The organism is Pseudomonas sp. P5_B2, assembly GCF_056400445.1.
The window spans coordinates 1-19,863 of sequence record NZ_JBFULH010000011.1; the positions used below are offsets into that span (position 1 = coordinate 1).

18 protein-coding genes are annotated in these 19,863 nt (G+C 59.8%); 13 read left to right on the forward strand and 5 right to left on the reverse strand.

Going from position 1 to position 19,863, the window contains the following annotated elements; all coding sequences use genetic code 11:
• From AC1DRJ_RS02725 to AC1DRJ_RS02765, 9 genes are all read left to right on the forward strand, one after another.
• A partial coding sequence (locus tag AC1DRJ_RS02725; RefSeq protein WP_477800707.1) for an ABC transporter permease subunit occupies positions 1-431 on the forward strand: 431 nt, incomplete at its 5' end.
• Entirely contained in the window at positions 431-1,453 is a 1,023-nt protein-coding gene (locus tag AC1DRJ_RS02730) for an ABC transporter permease (protein ID WP_477800708.1), read from the forward strand. The genes AC1DRJ_RS02725 and AC1DRJ_RS02730, both read left to right, overlap by 1 nt.
• A gap of 14 nt (positions 1,454-1,467) precedes the next feature.
• The gene (locus AC1DRJ_RS02735; protein WP_477800709.1) at positions 1,468-3,042 is read left to right on the forward strand and encodes an ABC transporter ATP-binding protein; all 1,575 of its coding nucleotides are present in this window, start codon (positions 1,468-1,470) and stop codon (positions 3,040-3,042) included.
• 158 nt (positions 3,043-3,200) lie between these two features.
• Positions 3,201-4,616, forward strand: coding sequence for a sigma-54 interaction domain-containing protein (locus AC1DRJ_RS02740; RefSeq protein WP_477800710.1), 1,416 nt, complete (start codon positions 3,201-3,203; stop codon positions 4,614-4,616).
• A 248-nt stretch (positions 4,617-4,864) separates the two neighbouring features.
• Complete coding sequence (locus AC1DRJ_RS02745; protein ID WP_477800711.1) at positions 4,865-6,256, forward strand: GntP family permease; 1,392 nt, start codon at positions 4,865-4,867, stop codon at positions 6,254-6,256.
• A gap of 7 nt (positions 6,257-6,263) precedes the next feature.
• A complete protein-coding gene (gene hbdH / locus AC1DRJ_RS02750; protein WP_477800712.1) occupies positions 6,264-7,037 on the forward strand; it encodes a 3-hydroxybutyrate dehydrogenase in 774 nt (257 codons plus the stop codon).
• A gap of 191 nt (positions 7,038-7,228) precedes the next feature.
• Positions 7,229-9,184, forward strand: coding sequence for an acetoacetate--CoA ligase (locus AC1DRJ_RS02755; protein ID WP_477800713.1), 1,956 nt, complete (start codon positions 7,229-7,231; stop codon positions 9,182-9,184).
• Positions 9,185-9,464: 280 nt separating this feature from the next.
• Entirely contained in the window at positions 9,465-12,002 is a 2,538-nt protein-coding gene (locus AC1DRJ_RS02760; protein WP_477800714.1) for a hybrid sensor histidine kinase/response regulator, read from the forward strand.
• Positions 12,003-12,068: 66 nt separating this feature from the next.
• Positions 12,069-12,344: a peptidylprolyl isomerase gene (locus AC1DRJ_RS02765; protein WP_007898282.1), complete on the forward strand. Its 276-nt coding sequence runs from the start codon at positions 12,069-12,071 to the stop codon at positions 12,342-12,344.
• A gap of 105 nt (positions 12,345-12,449) precedes the next feature.
• On the opposite strand, the gene AC1DRJ_RS02770 is transcribed toward AC1DRJ_RS02765, so the two are convergent.
• Positions 12,450-13,667, reverse strand: coding sequence for an amino acid deaminase (locus tag AC1DRJ_RS02770; RefSeq protein WP_477800715.1), 1,218 nt, complete (start codon positions 13,665-13,667; stop codon positions 12,450-12,452).
• A gap of 109 nt (positions 13,668-13,776) precedes the next feature.
• Positions 13,777-14,166 carry a RidA family protein gene (locus AC1DRJ_RS02775; protein ID WP_477800716.1) on the reverse strand — a complete coding sequence of 130 codons (390 nt, stop codon included), beginning with the start codon at positions 14,164-14,166 and terminating at the stop codon, positions 13,777-13,779.
• 207 nt (positions 14,167-14,373) lie between these two features.
• Between AC1DRJ_RS02775 and AC1DRJ_RS02780 the strand changes: the two genes are divergently transcribed.
• The 3 genes from AC1DRJ_RS02780 to AC1DRJ_RS02790 all read left to right on the forward strand — a co-directional run bounded on the left by AC1DRJ_RS02780 (position 14,374) and on the right by AC1DRJ_RS02790 (position 16,354).
• Positions 14,374-14,823, forward strand: a complete 450-nt coding sequence (locus AC1DRJ_RS02780) for a thioredoxin family protein (protein WP_477800717.1) — start codon at positions 14,374-14,376, stop codon at positions 14,821-14,823.
• Between the two features lie 85 nt (positions 14,824-14,908).
• Positions 14,909-15,985 carry a GGDEF domain-containing protein gene (locus AC1DRJ_RS02785; protein ID WP_477800718.1) on the forward strand — a complete coding sequence of 359 codons (1,077 nt, stop codon included), beginning with the start codon at positions 14,909-14,911 and terminating at the stop codon, positions 15,983-15,985.
• 111 nt (positions 15,986-16,096) lie between these two features.
• Entirely contained in the window at positions 16,097-16,354 is a 258-nt protein-coding gene (locus tag AC1DRJ_RS02790; protein ID WP_477800719.1) for a DUF2790 domain-containing protein, read from the forward strand.
• On the opposite strand, the gene AC1DRJ_RS02795 is transcribed toward AC1DRJ_RS02790, so the two are convergent.
• Positions 16,351-16,755, reverse strand: a complete 405-nt coding sequence (locus tag AC1DRJ_RS02795) for a MerR family transcriptional regulator (RefSeq protein WP_477800720.1) — start codon at positions 16,753-16,755, stop codon at positions 16,351-16,353. The genes AC1DRJ_RS02790 and AC1DRJ_RS02795 overlap by 4 nt on opposite strands.
• Before the next feature lie 77 nt (positions 16,756-16,832).
• Here AC1DRJ_RS02795 and AC1DRJ_RS02800 point away from each other — a divergent pair, with 77 nt between their 5' ends.
• Positions 16,833-18,056 (forward strand): NADH:flavin oxidoreductase/NADH oxidase family protein, encoded by a 1,224-nt coding sequence (locus tag AC1DRJ_RS02800; RefSeq protein ID WP_477800721.1) that lies wholly within the window; start codon positions 16,833-16,835, stop codon positions 18,054-18,056.
• Positions 18,057-18,174: 118 nt separating this feature from the next.
• Here AC1DRJ_RS02800 and AC1DRJ_RS02805 read toward each other — a convergent pair whose 3' ends face one another.
• Positions 18,175-18,786: a vWA domain-containing protein gene (locus AC1DRJ_RS02805; RefSeq protein WP_477800735.1), complete on the reverse strand. Its 612-nt coding sequence runs from the start codon at positions 18,784-18,786 to the stop codon at positions 18,175-18,177.
• 53 nt (positions 18,787-18,839) lie between these two features.
• Positions 18,840-19,838 carry a magnesium chelatase ATPase subunit I gene (locus AC1DRJ_RS02810; protein ID WP_477800722.1) on the reverse strand — a complete coding sequence of 333 codons (999 nt, stop codon included), beginning with the start codon at positions 19,836-19,838 and terminating at the stop codon, positions 18,840-18,842.
• Between the last annotated feature and the right edge of the window lie 25 nt (positions 19,839-19,863).

Here is a 19,863-nt window from a genome sequence, read left to right on the forward strand (position 1 = left end):
ACTTCTGGCACCTGGTTCTTCCAGTGACGTCGCTGGTGATTGGCGGTTTCGCCACCCTCACCATCCTCACCAAAAATTCGTTCCTCAATGAAATCACCCGCCAATACGTGATCACCGCCCGCGCCAAAGGCATGAGCGAGCGTCGGGTGCTGTATGGGCACGTATTCCGCAATGCGATGTTGCTGGTGGTGTCGGGCATTCCGCAGGCGTTCATCAGCGTGTTTTTCGCCGGTTCCTTGCTGATCGAGGTGATTTTCTCCCTCGATGGTCTGGGCCGCATGAGTTATGAAGCCGCCGTCTCGCGTGACTATCCGGTGGTGTTCGGCTCGCTGTTTATCTTCACGCTGTTTGGCCTGCTGATAAAACTCGTCGGCGACCTCTGCTACACCTTGGTCGACCCGCGTATCGACTTCGCCGCGAGGAATGCCTGATGTTCAAGCTCTCGCCGTTGGGCCGTCGTCGTTTTGAACGCTTCAAGAAAAACCGCCGGGGCTGGTGGTCGCTGTGGTTATTCATTGGCCTGTTCGCGCTGACCCTGGGTGGCGAGTTGATCGCCAACGACAAGCCGCTGGTGGTCAGCTATCAGGGGCAATGGTATTTCCCGGTGTTCAAGCGCCACACCGAGCAGGCGTTCGGCGGGCAACTGCCGTTCCAGGCGGATTACCGCAGCGACTATGTGCAGAAGCTGATCAAAAAGGACGGCGGCTGGATGCTGTTCCCGCCGATCCCGTTCAGCGACGACACGCCTAACTATGACCTCAACAAACCCGCACCGAGCCCGCCGACTAATGTGAACTGGCTCGGCACCGACGATCAGTCCCGGGATGTCTTGGCCCGGGTGATTTTCGGCGCCCGAGTGTCGATCCTGTTTGCTTTGATGCTGACCTTTGTCAGCGCCCTGATCGGCATTGCCGCCGGGGCCCTTCAAGGTTATTACGGCGGCTGGGTCGACCTGATCGGCCAGCGCTTGCTGGAAGTCTGGTCCGGGCTGCCGGTGTTGTACCTGCTGATCATTCTCTCGGGGTTCGTCGAGCCGAATTTCTGGTGGTTGCTAGGGATCATGGCGCTGTTTTCATGGCTGGCACTGGTCGATGTGGTGCGCGCCGAGTTCCTGCGCGGGCGCAACCTGGAATACGTCAAAGCTGCCCGGGCGCTGGGCCTGACGGATCGCAAAGTGATCGTGCGGCACATTCTGCCCAACGCAATGAACGCGACCCTGAGTTACCTGCCGTTCATTCTGACCGGGGCGATTACCACCCTGACGGCGCTAGACTTCCTCGGTTTCGGCATGCCGGCCGGCAGTGCATCTCTCGGCGAATTGATCGGTCAGGGCAAGCAGAACCTGCAAGCGCCGTGGCTGGGGCTGACCGCGTTTTTCACTCTGGCGCTGATTCTTTCCTTACTGGTGTTTATCGGCGAGGCATTACGTGATGCTTTCGATCCGAGATCCTGACGCGGACTGTTGATATGAGTACTCCCCTGATCGAAATCCGTGGCCTCAGCGTCGCCTTCAACGGCGAAACCGTGGTGCGCAATCTGTGCCTGGACATCCGCCCCGGTGAATGCCTGGCGCTGGTCGGCGAGTCGGGCTCCGGTAAATCGGTGACGGCGCATTCGATCCTGCAATTGCTACCCGAAACCGGCACCAAATCCACCGGCAGCATCCGTTATCGTGGCAAGGAACTGCTCGGCGCACCGCCCAATGTGTTGCGTGAATTGCGCGGCAACCGGATCGCGATGATTTTTCAGGAGCCGATGACGTCGCTCAACCCGCTGCACAGCATCGAAAAGCAGATCGGCGAAACCTTGCTGCTGCACAAAGGCCTGACTGGCAAAGCGGCGCAAGCGCGGATCCTGGAGTTGTTGCATCTGGTCGGCATCCAAAAACCCAAAGAGCGGCTCAAGGCCTATCCCCATCAACTCTCGGGCGGCCAACGTCAGCGCGTAATGATCGCGATGGCCCTGGCCTGCGAGCCGGAGTTGTTGATCGCCGACGAACCGACCACCGCACTGGACGTGACGGTGCAGCGCAAGATTCTGATCCTGCTCAAATCGCTGCAACAACGGCTCGGCATGTCGCTGCTGCTGATCAGCCATGACCTCAATCTGGTGCGCAGCATTGCCCAGCGGGTCTGTGTGATGAAGGGCGGGGAAATCGTCGAGCAGGCCACTTGCGAAACGATCTTCACCGAGCCGAAGCACCCTTATAGCTGCGTGCTGTTGAACGCCGAACCGGAAGGCGAAGCCCTTTGCCGGGACGAGCGCGAGAATGTGCTGGAAGTGGACAATCTACGAGTCCAATTCCCCCTCGGCGGCGGCTTGTTCCAGCGCAAGACGTACCTCACCGCCGTGGATGGCATCAGCCTCAACCTTCAGCGTGGCAAGACCCTCGGCATCGTCGGTGAGTCCGGCTCGGGCAAGTCCACGCTCGGTCAAGCGATCCTGCGCTTGCTCGACTCTGAAGGCGGCATCCGCTTTCAGGGCGCGGCGCTGGACGGCCTGACACAAAAGCAACTGCGGCCGTGGCGCAAGAAAATGCAGGTGGTGTTCCAGGACCCTTATGGCAGCCTCAGCCCCCGGATGTCAGTCGCGCAGATCATCAGCGAAGGCCTTGAGGTGCATAGCCAGTTGACCGATGAACAGTGCAAGGCTGAAGTGATTCGGGCGCTGGAAGAAGTCGGCCTGGACCCGCAAAGCCGTCATCGCTACCCGCACGAATTTTCCGGTGGCCAACGTCAGCGCATCGCCATCGCCCGGGCGCTGGTGCTGAAACCGGCGTTGATCTTGCTGGACGAACCGACTTCGGCGCTGGACCGCACCGTGCAAAAACAAGTGGTCGCCCTGCTCCGCCAGCTTCAGGAAAAACACGGCTTGACGTATTTGTTTATCAGCCATGACTTGGCAGTGGTACGCGCCCTGGCCCACGACATGATCGTGATCAAGGACGGCAAGGTAGTCGAAAGCGGAGCGAGCCATGATGTGTTCGATTCGCCGCAGCATCCTTACACCAAAGAGCTGTTGGCGGCTGCGCATCCGCGGTAGGCATAATTCGTGTCAAACAGCTAGACCGAGGCGCCCCCTTCGCGAGCAAGCCCGCTCCCACAGTTGACCGCGTTCGTCCTGATAACTCGGTCAACTGTGGGAGCGGGCTTGCTCGCGAAGAGGCCCGCACAAGCAATACACATTCAGGATCTGTGCTTATGAACACCACCGAAAGCCTAAAGGATTACCAGCGGGTCCGCCTGCTGGCGATCCGTTCGCTGTTCGAAATCATCGAGCAGTCCAGCGAAGGCACGGTGATTGTCGACCGCGATGCGAACATCGTGTGGATGAATGAGCGATATGCCCGGCGTTTCGGTCTGGAGTCGGCGGAAGGCGCCATCGGCAAGTCCTGCGAAAGCGTGATACCGGGCAGTCTTTTGCGTGAGGTCGTGCGCACCGGGCGCCCGATTTTGTTGGACATGCAGGACACGTCGAAAGAGCCGTTGGTAGTCATGCGCCTGCCGATTCATGACGATGGGGGCGTGGTGATCGGCGCCATCGGCTTTGCCCTGTTCGACGAATTGCGCAGCCTGTCGCCGATGCTCAAGCGCTACATGAGCATGCAGGAAGAACTGGCGTCCACCCGCTCGCTGCTACGGGCAAGGCAGACCAAATACAACTTCGCCCACTTCATCGGCACCAGCGCACCCAGCCTGGAAGTCAAACGCCGTGCCCGGCGCAGCGCCAGCACCGAGTCGCCGGTGTTGCTGCTCGGCGAAACCGGCACCGGCAAGGAGCTGCTGGCCCAGGCGATCCATAATGCTTCGCCACGCGCCCACAGGGCATTCGTCAGCATCAACAGCGCGGCGATTCCCGAATCGTTGCTGGAAGCGGAATTCTTTGGCACCGCCCCAGGCGCATTCACCGGCGCCGACCGCAAGGGCCGCGCCGGCAAGTTGCAGATCGCCCAGGGCGGCACGTTGTTTCTCGATGAAATTGGCGACATGCCGCTGACGCTGCAAAGCAAATTGCTGCGGGTATTGCAGGAAAAGGAATTCGAACCGGTCGGCTCCAACGAAGTGATCCAGAGCGATGTTCGGGTGATTGCCGCCACATCCACGGATCTTGCGGCCGCGATCAAACGCGGCGAGTTTCGCGCGGATTTGTATTACCGCCTCAACGTACTGCCAATTCACGTTCCGCCGCTGCGGGATCGTCTCGATGATATCCCGGCGCTCAGCGAAGCGATCCTTGAGGAGTTGCGCAGTCAGCATGAACTGAACCCCGAGGCGCTGGAATTGTTGGGCCAGCACGCGTGGCCGGGGAATATTCGCGAACTGCGCAACGTTCTGGAGCGGGCGGCGTTGCTCAGTGATGATCTGGTGCTGGATGCGGCGGAGATTCGTGCAGCGATTGGCACCTTCACGCCAGTGGAGCGCTCGACACCGCTGATGATTGAGCCGGTTGCGCATGAGACGTTTAGCCAGGCTCGGGAGCGGTTTGACCGGCAACTGATTGAATCCGCCCTCGCGCAATGCGGCGGCAAGGTGATTGAAGCGGCGGTGCGATTGGGGTTGGGGCGGTCGACGTTGTACAAGAAGATGGTTGCGTTGGGGATCGCCGAGTCTCTATAACGAGACATAAATCTCCATTGTTAGACAGACCATCGCGAGCAGGCTCGTTCCCACAGGGGACCGCATTTTCAAGGGTGACTCGGTCAAACTGTGGGAGTCTCAAATCAGAGATTACCCTCTCGAAAACCCATCAAAAACAAACAAATTACCCTTATATTTCAATAACATAAGTGTCTGGCACGAATCTCGCTAAAGCCTATCCTCACAAAAGACCTACCCTACAAAAATAACAATCCAGGAGACACACCATGAGTGTGATCATTGCCTTGGCAGCCCTCACGCTGCTGATGGTGGCTGCTTACCGCGGCTACAGCGTTATCCTTTTCGCCCCGATTGCCGCCCTCGGCGCCGTCCTGTTCACCGACCCTTCCGCTGTTGCCCCAGTCTTCACCGGGGTGTTCATGGAAAAAATGGTCGGGTTCATCAAACTGTATTTCCCGGTGTTCCTGCTCGGTGCCGTCTTCGGCAAACTGATCGAGCTGTCCGGCTTCTCCCGCTCCATCGTCGCCGCCGCCATTCGCCTGCTCGGCACGCGTCAGGCAATGTTGGTGATTGTGCTGGTTTGCGCCTTGCTCACCTACGGTGGCGTGTCGCTGTTCGTGGTGGTCTTCGCGGTCTATCCGTTTGCCGCTGAAATGTTCCGCCAGAGCAACATCCCCAAGCGTTTGATCCCCGCGACCATCGCCCTCGGTGCGTTCTCGTTCACCATGGACGCCCTGCCCGGCACCCCGCAAATCCAGAACATCATCCCCAGCACCTTCTTCAACACCACCGCCTGGGCGGCGCCGTGGCTGGGCTTGATCGGCGCGATCTTCGTATTCTGCGCCGGCATGCTGTTTCTGCAGCGTCAGCGCAACAAGGCGCAACGCTCCGGCGAAGGCTATGGCACCGAATTGCGCAACGAGCCGGAAACGGCGCTCGATATCAAACTGCCCAACCCGTGGATCGCCCTGTCGCCGCTGTTGGCCGTGGGCATCTCGAACCTGCTGTTTACCCAGTGGATTCCGCAGTTCTACGGCAAGACCCACACCCTGCAGCTGCCGGGCATGGCCGCGCCGGTGACCACTGAAATCGCCAAGCTGACCGCGATTTGGGCGGTTCAGGCGGCGTTGCTGGTCGGCATCATCATGGTGCTGGTGTTCGGCTTTCAAGCAATTCGCGGCAAGCTGGCTGAAGGCAGTCGAAGTGCAGTTGGCGGTTCGTTGCTGGCGGCGATGAACACCGCCTCGGAATACGGTTTTGGCGCGGTGATCGCCTCGTTGCCAGGCTTCCTGGTACTGGCCGACTGGCTCAAAAGCATTCCGAACCCGCTGGTCAACGAAGCCATTACCGTGACGGTACTGGCGGGCATCACCGGTTCTGCCTCGGGCGGCATGAGCATCGCCCTGGCGGCCATGGCCAATCAATTCATCGCGGCGGCCCATGCGGCCAATATTCCGCTGGAAGTGCTGCACCGCGTGGCCGCGATGGCCAGCGGCGGCATGGACACCCTGCCGCACAATGGCGCGGTGATTACCCTGCTGGCGGTCACCGGCCTGACGCACCGCGAAGCCTACAAAGATATTTTCTGTATTACGCTGATCAAGACCCTCGCGGTCTTCGTGGTCATCGCCACTTTCTACGCCACTGGCATTGTGTGAGGTATTCATGACGACTCTTTCAGGCAAGACCGCACTGGTCACCGGTTCCACCAGCGGCATCGGCCTGGGCATTGCGCTCAGCCTGGCCAAGGCCGGCGCCAACGTGGTGCTCAATGGTTTCGGTGATGCCTCCAAAGTGATTACCGAGGTCCAGCAGTTCGGCGGCAAGGTTGGTCATCATCCGGCCGACGTCAGCGATCCGGCACAAATTGCCGAAATGATCGACTACGCCGAGCGCGAGTTCGGCGGCATCGACATTCTGGTCAACAACGCTGGCATCCAGCACGTGGCGTCAGTGGAAGAGTTTCCGGTGGAGCGCTGGGACTCGATTATCGCGATCAACCTGTCGTCGGTGTTTCACAGCACCCGCTTGTGCCTGCCGCGCATGCGGGCCAAGAATTGGGGGCGGATCATCAACATCGCCTCGGTGCATGGTCAGGTAGGGTCGGTGGGCAAGGCTGCGTATGTGGCGGCCAAGCATGGGGTGATCGGCCTGACCAAAGTGGTGGGCCTGGAGACTGCAACCACGCACGTGACTTGCAACGCGATCTGTCCGGGCTGGGTGTTGACGCCGCTGGTACAGAAGCAGATTGATGACCGCGCCGCGACCGGGATCGATCCGCAGCAGGCGCAGCATGATTTGCTCGCAGAAAAGCAGCCGTCACTGGAGTTCGTCACCCCGCCGCAGTTGGGTGAGCTGGTGTTGTTTTTGTGCAGCGAGGCCGGTAGCCAGGTGCGTGGCGCGGCGTGGAATATTGATGGTGGGTGGTTGGCGCAGTAATCAGCCACCAGTCCCATGTGGCGAGGGGGCTTGTCGGAACGCCGCACCGCCCCGTTGGGTGGCGCAGCAGCCCCAAATTGGTCGCGTCAACCTATTTACGACTGCTGCGCAGCCGAACGGGGCGGTGCGGCGTTYCGACAAGCCCCCTCGCCACAAGCCCGTGTGTACATATAAAGGAGAAGAGGCAAGCCATGTCCGAGATCCTCTGGCAACCCAACGCCGAGCGCATCGGCAAGTCGCGCATGGAGGCCTTTCGGCGTTCCATCAATCAGCGCCACCACCTCCACGTCGATGACTACCCGGCCCTGCACCAATGGTCCATCGATCATCGCGAAGACTTCTGGCAGGCCATTGTCGATTTCTTCGACATCCGTTTTCACGATCAACCCGACACAGTGCTGATCGAGGGCACACAAATGCCCAGCGCCCAGTGGTTTCCGGGCGCCACCCTGAATTTTGCCGAACACCTGCTGCGCCGTCGCGACGATGCCATCGCGGTGATTGCCATTGGCGAGAATGGCCAGCGCGAACACCTTACCTGGGGTGAGTTGGTGGAGCATGTGGCCGGGTTCCAGCACAGTTTGATTGCCGCGGGCGTTGGCCTCGGCGACCGTGTCGCAGCGTGTATGCCCAACACCTGGCAAACGCTGGTGGCGATGCTCGGTACCACCAGCCTGGGGGCGATATGGTCCTGCTCGTCGCCGGATTTTGGCACTCAAGGTGTAATCGACCGTTTCGGCCAGATCGAACCAAAAGTACTGATCACCTGCGCCGGTTACCGCTACGCCGGCAAAGAGGTCGACCAGACCGGCAAAATCAACGAAATCCTTCAACGCCTGCCGTCCTTGCAGCAGTTGATCGTGGTGCCGTATGCAAGGCCACAGGCTCACATCGTCGACTTCCATACTTGTGCCAACGTAACGTTGTGGGAGGATTTCTACGACGTTGGCGGCGAGCCGGACTTTGTCCCTGTACCCTTCGCGCATCCGCTGTACATCCTCTATTCCAGCGGCACCACCGGCGTGCCCAAATGCATCATCCACAGCACCGGCGGCGTGTTGCTGCAGCACGTCAAGGAACACGGATTGCATTGCGATCTCGGTGCCGGCGACCGTTTGTTCTACTACACCACGTGCGGCTGGATGATGTGGAACTGGCTGGTCTCGGCCCTCGCCGTGGGCAGTGCCGTAGTGCTCTACGACGGCTCGCCGTTTCATCCTGATCCGCAACGCCTTATCGACCTGATCGACGACGAATGCATCAGCGTCTTCGGCACCAGCCCGAAATTCCTGGCGACCCTGGAAAGCAACGGCGTGAAGCCACGGGCAAGCCATGACCTGAGCAGCTTGAAAATCCTGCTCTGCACCGGTTCCGCGCTCTCGCCCCAGAGTTACGACTATGTGTACCGCGACCTCAAACCCGACGTGTGTCTGGCCTCGATGTCCGGTGGTACTGACATCGTTTCGTGCTTTGTGAACGGCAACCCGTTTCAACCGGTGCGTCGGGGTGAGATGCAGGGCAAGAGCCTGGGCATGGCCATCGAAGTGTGGAATGACCAAGGTCGGCCTGTGATCGGCGAAAAAGGCGAATTGGTGTGCACCCGGCACTTTCCGGCGATACCCATCGGTTTTTGGAATGACCCGCAGCAGGAACAACTGCGAACTTCTTATTTCAGCCAGTTTCCCGGCATCTGGGCCCAGGGCGATTACGCCGAGCAACTGCCCCACGGCGCGATGATGATCCATGGCCGCTCGGATGCAGTGCTCAACCCTGGCGGTGTGCGTATCGGCACGGCGGAAATCTACCGTCAGGTGGAAAAAGTCCCGCAAGTTCTGGACAGTGTGGCCATCGGTCAGCAATGGCAGGATGACGTGCGGGTGGTGCTGTTTGTACGCTTGCAGGACGGCGTCGAACTGGACGTGGCCTTGCAGCAGCAAATCCGCGAGGTCATCCGAACCAACACCACGCCCCGGCATGTGCCGGCGAAGATCGTCGCGGTGACCGACATTCCACGGACCATCAGCGGCAAGGTCGTCGAGTTGGCTGTGAGAAATGTGGTGCATGGGCAAAAGGTGAAAAACACTGATGCACTGGCCAATCCGGAGGCTCTCGAACAATTCCGCAACCGCCCCGAACTCCTTGATTGACACAGATCTAGTGCGGGAGCGGGCTTGCTCGCGAAAGCGGTGTGCCAGTCAGCACAATGTTTACTGATAAACCGCTTTCGCGAGCAAGCCCGCCCCCACAATGGGTCTGTGTCAGTCCTTGATTCCACCGCTGCGTGATAACTTTGCGCACGCACCGAAATCCATGGCAAAAAGCCCCCGCAAAGCATTCAATGAAAAAATAATGACCCAATACGGGTCATCCAGCGTCTACTGCCCGACGAGATAGAAAACGCCGCCGACTTAAACGCAGGACCCATTGATGAACGCAGCTTCCACCGGCAGCGATGCCCAGGCCTTGATTGCCAGACTGGACTGGACACGCACCCCATTGGGCGCTGCCGGCACTTGGCCGCAGAGCTTGCGCACCGCCGTCGACATCGTGATTCACTCACCGATGCCGATGCTGTTGCTATGGGGACCGCAGCTCACGCAGATTTACAACGATGGTTTCGCCTTCCTCGCCGGCAGTAAACACCCACACGCGTTCGGACAGCCGACGCACCAGATCTGGCCAGAACTCCAGGACTTTACCGACCCGATTTACAGCGCCGTCCTGCAGGGTCAGGTGCGTACCTACAGCGAACAACGCTTCACCTTGCAGCGTGACGGTGAGGATTCCGACTTCTGGCTGGATTTGACCTACAGCCCGATCCGCGATGAAAGTGCCGAGGTCGCCGGTATTCTGGTCACGGCCATCGAAACCAATGAACGGCGCCGCATCGCACTGGAACTGGAACAGCGCTCGGCCGCCAGCCTCAAGGCTCAGCGCGACACCGAGCAACGTCTGCAACTGGCCCTGGCCGCCACCGACGCGGTCGGCACCTGGGACTGGGACATYGGCGAAGATCGCTTCCTCGCCGACGCCCATTTCGCGCAACTGCACGGCGTCGATCCGGGTATGGCCGCGCAGTTGCCAATCAGCGAATACCTGCACGGCGTGCATCCGGAAGACCGGGCGATGATTGCGCGCAGCATTAAGCACTGCATCACCCACGGCACCGAGTACGCCGAGGAATATCGCCTGCTGCAACCCGACGGCCAGTTGCGTTGGGTGTTTGCCCGAGGACGCTGTTACAAGGATCACCACGGCCGGCCGATGCGTTTTCTCGGCGCCGCGTTAGACCTGACTGAGCGAAAACACACCGAGCAGGCATTGCGCCAGAGTCAGACCGAGCTGCAACTGATCATCAACGCCATGCCAGTCCTGATCAGCTACGTCGACAGTGAAGAGCGTTTCCGCCTGAACAACTCTGCGTACCTGGACTGGTATGGACTGACGCCGCAGGAGCTCTATGGCAAAACCATTCGTGAAGTGCTGGGTGACGGGGCCTATGCCTTGCGCGCCGAATACATCGCCGACGCCCTGAAAGGCAAGCCCTGCTGTTTTAGCATCAGCACGCCGCACCGTGACGGCAGCATTCGCCAGGCACTGATGAACTACCTGCCACGCCACGGTGCGGATGGTGCGGTGAACGGGTTCTATATCTTTGTGATCGACGAAACCGAGCGCAAACAGACCGAAGAAGCCCTGCGCAATCTCAACGAAACCCTGGAAGAGCGTRTCGCTGCCCGTACTCAACAGCTCGCGGAAGCCAACCAGCGTCTGCAAAACGAGATGTTCGAGCGTGAACGCGCCGAAGACGCCTTGCGCCATGCGCAGAAAATGGAAGCGGTAGGGCAGCTCACCGGCGGCATCGCCCATGACTTCAACAACATGCTGACGGGAATCATCGGCAGCCTCGACTTGATGCAGCGCTATATCGCTGAGGGGCGCACCGACGAGATCGGCCGTTTTACTGAAGCCGCCGTGTCCTCGGCCAACCGCGCCGCCGCGTTGACCCATCGCCTGCTGGCGTTCTCCCGGCGCCAGTCACTGGATCGCAAGCCGCTGAACGCCAATGAGCTGGTGCGTTCGCTGGAAGATCTGCTCAGCCGAACCAAGGGCGAGCACATCGCGCTCAACCTGCAACTGGCCGAGGAAGTCTGGCCGATCAGCACCGACGTCAGTCAACTGGAAAACGCCCTGCTCAACCTGGTGATCAACGCCCGCGATGCGATGCCCGAGGGTGGCGAACTGCTGATCGAAACAGCCAATGTTTACCTCGACGGCAGCGATCTCTCCACGCTGGAACCGGTCAGTGCCGGGGACTACGTGATGATCGCCGTCAGCGACAATGGCACCGGCATGACGCCGTCGGTGTTGGCCAAGGCCTTTGACCCTTTCTTCACCACCAAACCCATCGGCCAGGGCACCGGCCTGGGATTGTCGATGATCTATGGCTTCGCCCAGCAATCGGGCGGGCATGTCAGCCTGTTCAGTTTGCCGGGCAAGGGCACCAGCGTGCGCTTGTACTTGCCACGCCTGCACGCCATGGAACCGGAAGTTGTGCTGATGCCCGTGACGGGCGAGGCACCGGCGGCGATTGCCGGTGAAACCGTGGTGTTGGTGGAAGATGATCCAGCGGTGCGCATGCTGGTACTCAATTTGCTCAATGAGCTGGGTTACCACGCACACGAAGCCGAAGATGCAAAGACCGCCCTGCCCTTGCTTGAATCCGACCTGCGCGTTGATTTGCTGGTGACCGATGTCGGGCTGCCTGGCATGAATGGGCGGCAATTGGCCGAGATCGCCCGTCAGCACCGCCCGGACCTTAAAGTGTTGTTCATGACCGGTTACGCGGAAACGGCCGCCGAACGCCAGGGTTTTCTGGAGGAAGGCATGGACATGGTGACCAAGCCTTTTTCCATCGACCTGCTGGCCAACAAGATTCGCACGATGATCGGCCAACCCGAGTGAGTTGAGGCATAATCGCCCGCCCCCGCGGGTACCAACATAGCCACCACCGTTGCAAGGTATGCCCCAATGAAAGCTCAAGCCCGCCATATTCTGGTGAAAACCTCGGAAGAAGCCGAGCAGCTCAAACAACGCATCGCCAAGGGCGAAGCCTTCGATGTGCTGGCCAAAAAGTATTCCACCTGTCCGTCCGGCAAGCGCGGCGGCGACTTGGGTGAAGTGCGGCCGGGGCAGATGGTCGGCGTCATTGATGCAGTGATTTTCAAGAAACCGCTGCGAGTGGTGCATGGGCCAATCAAGAGCAAGTTCGGGTATCACCTGGTGCAGGTGTTTTACCGGGATTGAGCGGTTGGCTTAGGGCCTCATCGCGAGCAGGCTCACTCCCACAATGGAATGCGTTTCCCTGTAGGAGTGAGCCTGCTCGCGATGGCCGTACATCGGTCTGGAGACCTAGAAAAAGGTCTCCATGGTTTCGATGACATTCAGCTGTTCATCCACCAGACACCCCGTACGCCACTTGTCGAACGTCAGGCACGGGTGCGAACTGCCAAACGAAATGATGTCACCCACTCGCAATTCAACCCCCGGCGCCACATTCATGAACGCGTGTTGATCCATCACCGCCGTCACCTTGCAGGCGCTGACGTCATAGCCCTTCGCTGGCACCACGCCGGCCTTGTAACGCAGTAACGGCACCGGYAAACCGGCGTCGTAGGCCACATCGCGCTTGCCCAGGGCAATCACTGCGAAACCCGGCTCCGGCATCGACTGCACATGCGCCCAGACTTCCATTGCCGGACGCAGGCCCTCGTTGAGGTCGCTACGGCGATTGAGCACACAGCATTGCGCTTCTTTGTAGATACCATGGTCGTGCGCCACGTAGCTGCCGGGACGCAGCACGCTGAGGAAACGTCCGCCTGCGTTCTGCGCTTCGAACTCCTCGGCAATCAAGTCATACCAGGCTGACCCCGACGCGGTGATGATCGGTTTGGCAACCGCGAACGCGCCGTTGTCCTGCAACTGCACCGCCAAACGCACCAACGACGCAGCGAAATCACGAATGCCGCTGACTGCATGATCACCATGGATCACGCCTTCGTAGCCCTCGATGCCAGTCAGGGCCAGCGCCGGTTGTGCGTTGATGGCTTTGGCCAGTGCGATGACTTCGTCTTCGGTACGGCAACCACAACGACCACCGACTACGCCGTATTCGATCATCACGTTCAGACGCACACCGCGCGAGGCGAAGTAAGCGCCGAGGTCGGCGACGTTGTCCGGGTGATCGACCATGCAATGGAAATCGAAAGTCGGGTCTGCCAGCAGAACGGCAATCAGCGCCATGTTCGGCGTGCCGACCAATTGGTTGGCCATCAGCACCCGACGCACGCCATGGGCATACGCCGCACGGGTTTGCGTGGCAGTGGCCAAGGTGATGCCCCAGGCGCCAGCGTCCAGTTGCCGGCGAAACAGGGCCGGGGTCATGCTGGTTTTACCGTGGGGCGCGAGCTCGGCACCGCTGTTGCTGGCAAAGGCCTGCATCCAGCGAATGTTGTGCTCCAGCGCTTCGCGGTGCAGCACCAGCGCCGGCAAGCTGACATCGCGGACCAGGTTGGCGCCGATATGGGCAAAGCCCTTTTCCACGGCGGCAGTGTGTTGGGCAGTAGACATGGTCGAACTCCTCACGTTCGCGGCCGCAGGCAGCCGCCGTTATTCGTTGATACGCCGGGCCGCCATCGCTTGTAGGAGCAGGGCTTGTCCGCGATGGGCGCGACTCGGTTCAAGCCTTTTTCTTGTACGCAATGCAGTCTATCTCGACCTTGCAATCAACCATCATGCTCGCCTGCACACACGCGCGCGCCGGGGCATGCTCGGGGCTGAAATACTCGGAAAACACCTTGTTGAAACTCCAGAAATCCCGTGGATCTTCCAGCCACACGCCGGTACGTACCACGTCTTCCAGCCCATAACCGGCCTCTTCGAGGATCGCGATCAGGTTCTTCATGGTCTGGTGAGTCTGCTCGACAATGCCACCCACAATGATTTCGCCATTCAGCGCCGGCACCTGCCCGGACACGTGCAGCCAGCCATCGGCTTCAACGGCGCGGGCAAAAGGACGGGGCTGGCCGCCGCCAGCAGTGCTGCCAGTGCCGTAACGGGTAATGCTCATGAGTGTTTCTCCTGATTTCGGACAGCAGAAAGTGTGCCACAGGTTTTGAGGGCAAGTTTGGTGAGATTAAACCGGGGCTGCGATGCAGTAAGCCGAAAGGTTTACAACTCAGGAAAAAACCACCTGTAATTTCTGACAGTAGACCCTCCCCGCCCACTCCTTTACCGTCGGCCAACCTCGATGGTCGTTGTGAAAAAGGAGATTTCAATGAGCTCGACCCGCCCCCCTCCAACACTCGCCCCGGCCTACCGAAAAGCCGTGGACACCTGGCGCCCGGTGATCCTGTATTTCGGCAATACCCACTGCCCTGCCTGCGAATCCGCCGAACCGATTTTCCGTCAAATAGCCGAACAGTACCGGGACCGGGCGTGTATTTACGTGCTGAACACCGGCGAGTCTCCCCGCCATCCGAACGTGACCGGTACCCCCACGGTGCTGTTTTACAAGGATGGGAAACTRCTGAAAAAACTCAAAGGCATGGACACCCGGCAAACCCTTGAAGCCGACTTCGCCGCCCATATTGGCAAGACAAAACCCAAACTCCCACATCGACAATCCACCCACACGGTTCATTGGTTACGACAAACGCTCAGGACCCTGCGCACCGTCCCAAGGGCCCACGAGCTGTTGAATTATCGCCTCCATATCCGTTGTTGATCGACATCAATGCCGCCTGTATGGGCATTGGACAACCCCGCTTGCGACTGCTTTATTCAATACCAGCACAGCAGCAGGGTCGGCGATGTACAAAACCATTGAAGATGAAATCCGTAGCGAAGCCGCGCCGGCTGCGTTGAAAGCCGAGTTCATCCAGCACGAGTTCGAACGCCAGCACACGTTCTGCGTGTTGATCTATGTCGCCAGTGTCGCCATGTGGGTGGTGTTCGACCTGATTCTCAGTTTCATGGGCGGGCGGCCTTTCGCCTGGCAGTCGCTGCTATTCTTCGGGGTGTTTTCGACCCTGACAATCCTGTTGCTGTTCACCCGCAAGGCCGGGCATTTTGATGTCTTGAACCTACTTTTCGTGTTCGCCATCACGTTGGGTTCGCGGCTGCTGGTCGAAGATTTGCCTGACAGTTATCGTGCCGCATGGCTGTTAATTGCAGCATCAAGCACGCTGTACGGCGCCTCGATCCTGCCGCTCAGTCGCTGGTCGTTCTATGGTGCGCAACTGATTACCTGGGTGAACCTCAACCCGTTCTATCACACCGACGTTCTCGCGTTCGAGCTCAGGGGCGTGATGACCCTCAATTACAGCGCTTTCCTCTGTGCGCTGACGCTCTACAGTTTCTTCAAATTGCGTGACGCCAAGCTGAACAACTACATCATGGCCAAAATATTGCTGGATCAGGCCTACCTCGACACCCTGACCGAAATCCCCAATCGCCGGTCATTCATGGCCCGCGCCAGCCAGCAACTGCATGCCGAGCCCCGAGAACGTGACCATTATCTGGCGATGATCGACATCGACAACTTCAAGAAGGTCAACGACGTCTATGGCCACGACATCGGCGATGAAGTGCTCAAGCGCGTTGCCGCGGACATCAAATCGGTGATGGTCGATTTTGAATACGCACGATTGGGGGGTGAGGAGTTTGCAATTTACCTGACCGGGGTGCGGCGCGAAGACGTTGAGCAACTGGCGGGTGAACTGTGCCGGATGGTGCGCGAACAAAACACCCGGCATCCGGTGACCATCAGCATCGGCCTGACGCGGGTGACGGATGACGACACGTTGAATCAAGCGCTGATCAAGGCCGATGAGGCGTTGTATGAGTCAAAGCACTCGGGGAAGGATCGGTACACCTTTCATGAATAGCCTAAAGCGCCTTTTGATCTGAAAAACGTTGCCTTGGGCCTGGAATAAACCTGAGCGGGGCTCGTCGTACTGCCACTGAAATCATTCAGTAGCCACTACGAGAGCCCCATCATGAAAAGCTTTCTTTCCACGCTGATTCTAATTGCCCTGAGCAGCACCGCAGCCGCCGCCTCCGTCGAAAACGCCAGTCCCTCGAACGTTGATGATTACAGCTATTCGAAACCACTGAACATCGCCAGAGTCGTTAACATCACCGGTGGCGATTATTGCGGTATAGGCCCCCGGGAGATGACCTACGTCGACACGATGGGCGCTACTCATGTCTTGCGCTACCAGGCTTACGGTGACGCATGCATCGATAAGAACTAATGCTTGAACGACGCTATCACCCGCTTGGCATTCGCATCACAGGCCATCCCTTCGGGCCGCGTCTGGATGTTTTCGATCACCGCCAGCAACTGCGCCTTGCTCTGGGCCAGGTGCAGTTGCATTTCCTCGATCTGCTCCACCTTGCGTACAAGCCCCGCCACCAATTCGTCGTGCTTGAACTCCCCGGTCACCGTGTCCGGTAGCAACAGCTTCAGTTCGTCCAGACTGAATCCTGCCTGCTGCGCGCACTGGATGATTTGCAGGGTTTGCAGCACTTGCGCGGGATACCGCCGGTAACCATTGGCCGACCGCTCTACCTGACGAATCAAACCCTGAGCCTCGTAAAAACGAATGCGTGACGCATTCAGCCCGCTTAACTGCGCCAGTTCACCAATTTTCATCACGGCCTCATTTGCCTGCTTGACATTAAAGTTAACTTTAAGCTTAGCCTCTGCTCTTCACTGATGAGGAGTCAAGCATGTCGCCCTTCCAAGCGTTGAATCTGCCTAACGGCCAGACCGTCGGCAATCGTATCGCCAAAGCCGCGATGGAAGAAAACCTCGCTGACATCGGGCAAGCACCGTCTGACGCATTATTTCGGCTGTATCAGGCCTGGGCCGAGGGCGAAGCCGGTTTGTTGCTGAGCGGCAATGTCATGATCGACCGCCTCGCCATGACCGGCCCCGGCGGCGTCGTGCTGGAAGACGAACGCGATCTGCAACGCTTTCGCCAGTGGGCAACCATCGGACGATCCGGTGGTGCGCAGTTCTGGATGCAGATCAATCATCCCGGCCGCCAGACCATGGCCAATCTCGGCCAGCAGGCATTGGCACCGTCCGCCGTGGCGTTGGACCTGGGAGCGTTTTCGAAGATGTTCGCCGAGCCCAAACCGATGTCCGAGGGCGATATCGCAGACGTGATCGTGCGCTTCGCCACCAGTGCGGCCCTCGCCGAAAAGGCTGGCTTCACCGGCGTGCAGATTCATGCCGCGCATGGCTACCTGATCAGCCAGTTCCTCTCACCGTTGACCAATCGCCGCACCGACCGCTGGGGTGGATCACTGGAGAATCGCGCGCGTTTGCTGCTGGACGTGGTCAACGCCGTTCGCCAAGCTGTCTCGCCGCAGTTTTGCGTGTCAGTGAAACTCAACTCCGCCGACTTTCAGCGTGGCGGTTTTGACGCCGACGATGCCCGTCAGGTAATTCTGTGGCTCAACGAGCTACCCATCGACCTGCTAGAGCTCTCCGGCGGCAGCTACGAAGCCCCGGCCATGCAAGGCGAAGCCCGCGATGGCCGGACGTTGGCGCGTGAAGCGTACTTTCTTGAAATGGCCGGTGAACTGGCCAGCGTCGCGCGCATGCCGGTGATGGTGACCGGCGGCATTCGGCGCCTGGCCGTCGTCGAACAGGTGCTCGACAGCGGCATCGCCATGGCCGGCATCGGTACGGYGCTGGCGGTCGAGCCGCAGTTGGTCAAACACTGGCGCGAAGGCCGCAACAGCCATCCGCAACTTCCGCCGATTCTGTGGAAACGCAAACCGCTGGCCGCGCTGGCGAGCATGGCGGTGGTGAAGTTTCAGCTGCATCGATTGAGTCGCGGGCGCAAGCCACGGCCGCAGGTGTCGGCGGTATGGGCGTTGATTGTTGATCGGTTGTACATTGGCCGGCGTACGCGGCAGTACCGTCAGGCGATGGGTAAATAATTTGAAACCGAGTCGCGCCCATCGCGAGCAGGCTCACTCCCACAGGTTTTGTGGACACTGGAGATCCACTGTAGGAGCGAGCCTGCTCGCGATAGGGCCGGAACAGACAACCTATAACTCAGTCTGAAATCAGCTCATCAATATGGCGATAATCCGTTTGTAATTCAGCCGCCATCTGCCTCGCACGCCCAAGCCGAATCGGCCCACGCTCGATATCAATCAGCAACCCCGGACACTCCAGCACCGGCAAACTCGACCACTCCTTCACTCGCCCATCCGTTACCAGCAACACCCGCTGTTGTTCCGCCGGAAAGCGCTTCTTTCGAACCGCCAACCAGCGCCCAGCATCACCTAGCGCCGCCAGCAACGGCGTGCCGCCGCCCGCGCCCAGGTCTTCAAGCCAGCTGCGCATTCCGCTGGATGCTTTCAAGCCTTTAACCTGCCAGTTCGGCGCCAGGCCGCTGGCCGTCAACAACGCGAGACGTGCCCGCTGGCGGTAGGCATCGTCGAACACTTGCGCCAACAGGCCTTTGGCATCACTCAATGCCTGATGTCGTCGGGTCGAAGCGGAGGCATCGACAATCACCAGCCACAACTCATGGGCGCAACGGGTACGCAGGTGGAACAGCACATCACTGCGCTGACGTGGCCGGCCGTTGAGCAAGGTGCCGGGCCAGTTGATCGAGCCGCTGCGCGCGGCGTGGCGTTTGCCTTGCTTGCCTTTGTCCAGTCGTCCTGCGCGGGGTCTGGCATTCGCCCCCGCATCAGATCGAGGGCGAATGCCTAGGGCTTTTTTGGCCAACTCGGCACTTCACGGCGGGCGCCGACCGGCAGCGCCTGGGCGGGCATTTCACCCCATTGACCCTGGCCTTCGCTCGGGTTGGCGTTTTGTGCAGACGGCGGCTGAGGGTGTTGCGGTGCCGGTGGTGATTGCTCGCGGCGACGATGGCGCAAGGCAAACTCGGCGACAGCGTCGATATCGGCCTCGGCGATCACGTTTGCACCGCGCCATGCTGCGTGGGCGCGCGCGGCGCGTAACCAGACCAGGTCAGCACGCAAGCCATCGACACCAGCAGCAAAGCAGCGCTCGGTGATCTGCGTCAACGCGTCATCATCAAGGGGAATGCTCTCCAGTACGTTACGTGCCTTCTCGCACCGTTCGCGCAGTGACTGCTGCTGATGCTCCCACTGCGCGCAGAAGCGTTGTGGATCGCTGTCGAAATCCAGGCGTCGACGGATGATCTGGCCGCGCTCGGTGGGTGCTGTATGCCCACTGAGCGCGACGTTCAGACCGAAGCGGTCGAGCAATTGCGGACGCAGCTCGCCCTCCTCTGGGTTCATCGTGCCGATCAGCACAAACTTCGCCGAATGCCGATGGGAAATGCCGTCGCGCTCGATCAGGTTGGTGCCGCTGGCGGCGACGTCGAGCAACAGGTCCACGAGGTGATCGGGCAACAGGTTGACTTCATCAACGTAAAGCACGCCGCCGTCGGCCTTGGCCAATACGCCGGGTGAGAATTGCGCACGACCGTCGCTCAGCGCGGCGTCGAGGTCGAGAGTGCCGACCAGGCGTTCTTCGGTGGCGCCCAGCGGCAACGTGACGAATTGACCGCTTGCCAGCAGGTCCGCGAGGCCCCGGGCCAGGGTGGATTTGGCCATGCCGCGCGGACCTTCGATCAGTACGCCGCCGATTTTCGGGTCGATGGCGGTCAGGTACAGGGCGAGCTTCAAGTCGTCGGCGCCGACCACGGCGGATAAGGGGAAATGCGGGGTGTCGGTCATGTCGGGTCTCGTGTGTGGTCGGTAA